Annotated in this window: 6 protein-coding genes; 2 read left to right on the top strand and 4 right to left on the bottom strand. The window is 34.9% G+C overall.

Annotated features, from left to right (window positions below):
• Positions 1–170 precede the first annotated feature (170 nt).
• Complete coding sequence (locus Q0794_RS13520) at positions 171–989, top strand: HAD family acid phosphatase (RefSeq protein ID WP_298942762.1); 819 nt, start codon at positions 171–173, stop codon at positions 987–989.
• Between the two features lie 166 nt (positions 990–1,155).
• On the opposite strand, the gene Q0794_RS13515 is transcribed toward Q0794_RS13520, so the two are convergent.
• The gene (locus tag Q0794_RS13515) at positions 1,156–2,127 is read right to left on the bottom strand and encodes a homocysteine S-methyltransferase family protein (RefSeq protein ID WP_298942760.1); all 972 of its coding nucleotides are present in this window, start codon (positions 2,125–2,127) and stop codon (positions 1,156–1,158) included.
• Between the two features lie 461 nt (positions 2,128–2,588).
• On the opposite strand from Q0794_RS13515, the gene Q0794_RS13510 reads away from it, so the two are divergent.
• A complete protein-coding gene (locus Q0794_RS13510; RefSeq protein WP_298942758.1) occupies positions 2,589–3,683 on the top strand; it encodes a GGDEF domain-containing protein in 1,095 nt (364 codons plus the stop codon).
• A 113-nt stretch (positions 3,684–3,796) separates the two neighbouring features.
• Here the strand turns inward: Q0794_RS13510 and Q0794_RS13505 are convergent, their stop codons facing one another.
• From Q0794_RS13505 to uraD, 3 genes are all read right to left on the bottom strand, one after another.
• Positions 3,797–5,026: a urate hydroxylase PuuD gene (locus Q0794_RS13505; protein WP_298942757.1), complete on the bottom strand. Its 1,230-nt coding sequence runs from the start codon at positions 5,024–5,026 to the stop codon at positions 3,797–3,799.
• Positions 5,027–5,122: 96 nt separating this feature from the next.
• Positions 5,123–5,485, bottom strand: a complete 363-nt coding sequence (uraH, locus tag Q0794_RS13500) for a hydroxyisourate hydrolase (protein ID WP_298942755.1) — start codon at positions 5,483–5,485, stop codon at positions 5,123–5,125.
• Positions 5,482–5,982, bottom strand: coding sequence for a 2-oxo-4-hydroxy-4-carboxy-5-ureidoimidazoline decarboxylase (gene uraD / locus Q0794_RS13495; protein WP_298942754.1), 501 nt, complete (start codon positions 5,980–5,982; stop codon positions 5,482–5,484). Before uraD ends, uraH begins: the two co-directional genes overlap by 4 nt.
• Between the last annotated feature and the right edge of the window lie 312 nt (positions 5,983–6,294).

The raw sequence follows: 6,294 nt of genomic DNA, 5'->3' as shown, positions 1-6,294 counted from the left end.
CTAATCGTTGTTTTAATGGCTATGAATCAATTGTGGATGCTGTTTGTGATGCATGGAATGACTTTGTAAGTGATAGTAAAAGAGTAATAAAAATGTGCACTAGGGATTGGATGAATCTGATCAGCTAATTAGGCGGAATGGTATTACTTAATCAAGGATGTTAAAACGTTATGGCTAATTTCTTTAAAAAATCACTCCTCACTATCACACTTTGTAGTGCTTTTATAACACCAGCAGTATTGGCAAATGATCATGTCGAAACAGCAAACCCTTTGCTGTATGCAGTCGCATGGAAACAAACAGCAGCTGAATACCAAGCGCTTTATTACCAAGGCTTTAATGTCGCTCGTATGCATGTAGAGCTGGCATTAGCGAAACATAAAAAAGGCGATAAGCCGCTTGCTATCGTATCTGATTTTGATGACACCTTAGTGCTACCGCTTGATTACTGGGCCATGTTAGTCGACAAAGATATCGACTTTTTTGATGATCCTATCTGGGATGAATGGATCCCAAAAAATAAGATGGTCGCATCTCCGGGCTCAAAAGAATTTTTAGCTTTTTGCGCAGAAAATAATGTAGAAATTTTTTATATCACCAGTCGTGAGCAAGGTGAAAAGACCTTTGAATATGCCCTTGGTAATATCAAGCACTTAGGTTTCCCACTGAAAGATGAAAGCCACCTTACTGTTTTACGTGACACATCAAACAAAGAAACGCGTCAAAATGAAATAATGAAAGATTATGATGTGGCCGTTTTTCTAGGTGATAGTCTCAATGACTTCCGCCGTAAATATTACGTTAAAGGTGATGTTGCAGGACGTAAAGCTAAGATGGAAGAAGACCGTGATTTATACGGTAAAAAATACGTACTATTCCCTAACCCAACCGACGGTCATTGGATGGCAGGGATTTTTGGTCAATCAGAACCAGAAGCTAATGATGAAAATAGAAAGAAATTAAAACAAGCAGCATCAGGTAAACTTTAAGGTTTTGAAAAAGCCGCTGGAATAATAAACGTGTCGAATTTCTGTATAACCTAAACGCTCTGTGCAATCTCAAAGCTCTGTATAATCTCAACTCTCTATATAGTTTACTTGGGGTTAAACAGCGCTTTATTTTTACGAATATTACGAATATTACGAATAATCCTTATTATGAAAGGCTATCTTTCCAGTCAACTAAGGCTTCAATGTGTACAGGGCCAATACCGCAACATCCACCAATAATATTGGCGCCAAGACTGTGCCATTTTTTTGCAAATTGCAGGTATTCTTCAGGTGATAAATCACGTGAACCTTGTACCGCTTCATTAGCTTTGTGAGCCGTTGAAATAGGTACAAAGCTGTTAGCAAACGCTCCGATACTTATCTGTTGTTTGCTATCTTGTTTATTATTTTGTGTACTGTTTTGTGGACTGGTCTTTTTCTCATGGTCAACGTCGTTTATATCGCATTCAGTTAAGACTTTATTAGTATCTCGTATCGCTTGTTCAATAACTTCGGGAATAGAGCAGTTAAAGAAAATACCATCAACATTACCTACTTGTAAAATCGCTTTAATGGCCGTTGTAAGCAGCTCACCAGAACGTAATCGCGCTGACTCTTCGACTTGATCACTCAATGTAAATGCATAATGGCAAGGTTTTGTTGAATCTTTAAGCACATTGACTATAACCAATGCTTCTTCAACACTAGAAATAGTTTCAGCAAACCATAAGTCGACGTGTTTATCTTGTGCAGTAAATAATGAGCTTAAAATATCAAAAGCTTGTTCACTCTCAAACAAATCAGGACGATAAGATCCAAAAGCAGGCGGTAACGATCCTGCGACTAAAACCTCTTTTTTCGACGATCTAACAACCTCTTTCGCAATGATTGCCGCTTGCTCAGCTAAAGCATGTCCTTGCTGTTGATACAGTGTCTCCCCAAGATGAAATGGTACACAAGCATAGCTATTAGCAATAATAATCTCGGCACCTGCATCAATGAATCCTTGATGCGCTTGAGTGACATAATGTGGTGCTTCAATTAAAGCCTGAGCACTCCATAGCGGTTGTGAGAACGGAGCGCCAATACGCTTAAGTTCACGTCCCATACCACCATCTAATATTATTAACTTTTTCATTTTGGACTTCTATACGTCTAAATTAAGATGTGTTTATTTAAACATAATCACAGAAAAAACATAATGAAACTTCATCAGGGTAAAGATGAAAAAAATTCAATTTATTAACTTTTTATTTTCACTCAAAACTTATTTCATAAATGGAGTCACTTATTCTTTGAATCCAAGATTGAATTCAAAAGTGATTTATTACGAATGGTTTATAAAAACAATGAAAAAGGCATATTCAATAACACTTAAAAAAATATCAACATAAAATATCTACTATAAATAGCATTAACCACATCAAAATATATGTTAGTTGCTGCGAACATTAGAATACGCCTTTTGTTACCACTTTCATTAGACTACAATGTTAATATAAAAAATTGACTTTTTAGTAATTTATCAAATAAATACAGGTCTGCAATACTGATTAATTAGTTATCTACTAATAGAATTTAATTATCCTAGGATACAAGATGTCTAATGTTCACCCTAAATTAATAGAAGTTTTAATTGACCAAACCCCCAGAGCAATGGCGGCTATGTTAGTTGTCTCTTTTGCTTATCTATTTATCTTTATGCAATTCATACCCTTGAGTCTCATATTTACTTGGTTATTATTTCAAATAATATTAGCGGTATACCGTTTACAGAATGTAAAAATGTTCCAAAAACATTTACAAAATAAAGATTCGCTAAAGGTAAATAAAACGGAAATATGTTTTATTATGTTGAATATATTCCAAGCGGTAATGTGGGGCATTGCTTCGTTGCTAGTGCTAGCTTACGCACCTCAACCATTCGAGTTTGTTATGTTCTTAGTCTCTGTAGGCATAATTACTGCAGCGACCTTATCCATGTCATCACTCTATAAAGCTTATTTGATCTTTATTTTTAGTCTTATTACACCTCAAATTTTAATTATGTTTTATTATGGTGACGAGCAACATATTGCATTAATTATATTCATAACAATCTATATTCCGGCAATTATTTTACTGTCTAAAACAATGTTAAATAATCGAATATCTAGTATTCAAGCACATGAAGCACTAGAGAAAAGTAATGAGAAATTTAGACAACTATCAATAACAGATACACTCACTAATATTTACAATAGACGTTACTTCTTTGAGATAGCTAAAAACATAATGTTAATCGCATCTAGAGAGCAAAAAAGTACCGCTTTTTTAATGCTAGATGTTGATTACTTTAAGCGTATTAATGATAATTTTGGACATCAAGCAGGCGATTTTGTTTTAGTAGAGATGGTTAAATCGATTAAAGAAACGATGCGAAGTAGCGACCTTTTTGCACGTGTTGGTGGTGAAGAGTTTGCTATTTTGCTTAATAACACTTCACTTGTTCAAGCTAAGGTTATTGCTGAGAAGATCCGCATTATGATAGAAAATAAAGAGTTTATTTATAATGATATGTCTATTAAAACAACTATCAGCATAGGTATATCCGAAGTCGATAAAGACAATATTTCACTTGAGAATGTCTATAAAATAGCGGACACAAAACTCTATAAAGCGAAAGAAAATGGCAGAAATAGGGTTTGCTCATAACAGCATTAGTAAAGCTAAATATTAACCATAAAACGACTTTAAAGAGCTAACTTTAACGTCGTTTTATGGTTAAAGTGTTATCTAACTGAATAAGTTAATATTTAGCTAAATAGCTATTTAGCAGCTTTCTTAATACGATAATTTTCAATCCAAATTCCTAACGTTTCACGCTCTTCTTCAGTCATATTCGTTAAGTTTGCTAAAGGCATGTCTTTATTTAACACGGCACGAGTATAAATTTTCTCATGTTGCGTCTCTACCACTTCTATTGAATCAAGTGTAAAGCCTAACGGCGCACTAGCAAACATAGTGGAAGTCGGTGTTGCACTGTGGCATTCGGTACAATGCTTTTCTACGATATTCCATGCTTGCGCATCAGACACTTCTACAACATTTTCTTGTGCAGTACCCGTCGCCACGACTCGCGGCGCAAAACTTTCCCACGGAGCAATCGCTAACATCAATACAAAAAATGCAGCGATACCACTTATCAAAACAGAAGGTTTATTAATGTGGCGGTGCTTAAGGTTGAAGTAATGTCTTATCCACATCCCAATAACGATTAAAGCAATTAATACTAACCAACCATATTGATGTGTATAAGTATGCGAAAAGTGATTACTTAACATGATGAAAATAATCGGTAATGTTGCATAGTTATTATGAATAGAACAAAGCTTAGCTTTTAACCCAACTGAAGGGTCAGGTATACGCCCTGCTTCTACTTCTTTAACTAGGTAACGTTGTCCAGGCATGATGATGTGATAAACATTACCCGCCATACATGTACCAATGAGCGCACCAATATGAATATAAACCGCTTTATCGGCAAATAATTGGTCAAACCCCCAAGCCCATAACCCTAATAAAACAATGCTTACTGCTGCAAATAAAAAGCCATTTTTAACTAATGCCGAATTACAAAGCACACGATACACAAGATACCCAACTGCGATACTACCAAGTGACGTACCGATAGCCGCTAATTTGCTTAATTCACTTTTGCTACCATCCAATAAATTGACATCTGCACCCACGTAATACAGCAAACTAAACAACAATGTGCCGGTGATCCAAGTCGTGTAAGCTTCCCATTTGAACCAATGTAACGTCGTAGGCATATGCTCTGGGCCGTTTTTATATTTAGCAACTTCATAAAAACCACCGCCATGTATTGCCCATAAATCACCACTAATACCTTTATCGGCTTTTTCTTTCGGTGGTGTTTCTAAACTATTGTCTAACCAAGCAAAATAAAACGATGCGCCAATCCATGCAATCCCTGTAATAACATGAAAGTAGCGTAATATTAAATGTGCTACTTCAATTAAATAATTTTCCATATTTTTTTATCCTACCTACTTTCTACTTTATTATTATTATTATTATTATTTTAGCTTTGCACTGTATCTATTACACACAATGAAGATAGACGTTCACTAGCTACCTCGATAAGTTGAATAACCATAAGCCGCTAATAATAAGGGAATATGATGATGCCTTTCGTCTTGCACTTTAAAGCTAATTTCAGCACTTGGATAAAAAGCATCAATGCTTTGTTTTTCCCAGTAATCTTCAAGTGAAAAGACTATTTTATAGGTAGCAAATAACTGCTCAGGTGTTTTATCTTGATACCATTGCGTCTCATGCCAATCATCGATTCGTCCATCTTCATTGGTCACAGCAGAAGACAGTAGTGACCATTCATTCTCTTTTAATACAAACAATTGAATCGCGATGCTCGCAGCAGGTTTTCCTAATGCCGTATTTAGTATGTGTGTTGTAATTGGGTTGTTTTTCATAATAGTTTTTCCAAACGAATGTGAGTGATTTTAGCTTGTTCAGCACCTGCAATATTCAACTCTTCTGAGCGTTCATTACCTATTCTATTTCTAATTAATTCCAACATTTCCTGTGCGCTTTTACCTGAAGCACAAACAATAAAAATGAAACCAAATTTCTTTAAATAGTCTTGGTTTAACTGAATCATCTCTTCAAGTACTTCACTGTCAGCAACCGACATACCCGCTTGTTCATTACTGGCTGTACCCGAGGTGTTAGCATATTTTTCATGTAAGGTTTTTAAATTACCTATTTGCGGATGCCCCGTAAAAGCGACCAAATAATCTTGAGCTGATAACGCCGAAAAAGCCTGTTTAGATTGACTTAATAAAGCGTCTAAATCGGTAAAAGGACGCGCACTAACCATGCTTTCAATCCATTTTGGAGCACAACAACAGCTTTCAAAAATAGCATAGGCATCTTCTGTATTAGCTGTATTTATTTCATTTAAACTCATCAACTTTCCTTTTTAAATTTACTCGATTATTTGCATCATTTAACGTTTGTTAAAACGCTAAATATTCCGTTTAATTTTCTTGTATGGATAATAAGCCCATATATGGTGCAAAATAATTTAAAATGTACATTTTTGGTGCTTTTTGTCTCATTTTATATTCTATTCTTATATAATTAAAAAATAGCATCACTTCATTTCAGTAAATGTAACTTGCTGTAATAAAAGAAAATAAATAACGTAGTGTTGTTATAACGCTTATTTATTTATAAGTCGGATCCAATTTTTAAATAGCTGGTAAGTTTATTGCTAATA

Origin of the sequence: uncultured Psychromonas sp. (assembly GCF_947489755.1) — a bacterium.
Classification (GTDB): Bacteria; Pseudomonadota; Gammaproteobacteria; order Enterobacterales; family Psychromonadaceae; genus Psychromonas.
The sequence above is the reverse complement of the archived record's forward strand: the minus strand, read 5'-3'. Positions and strand labels throughout refer to the sequence as shown.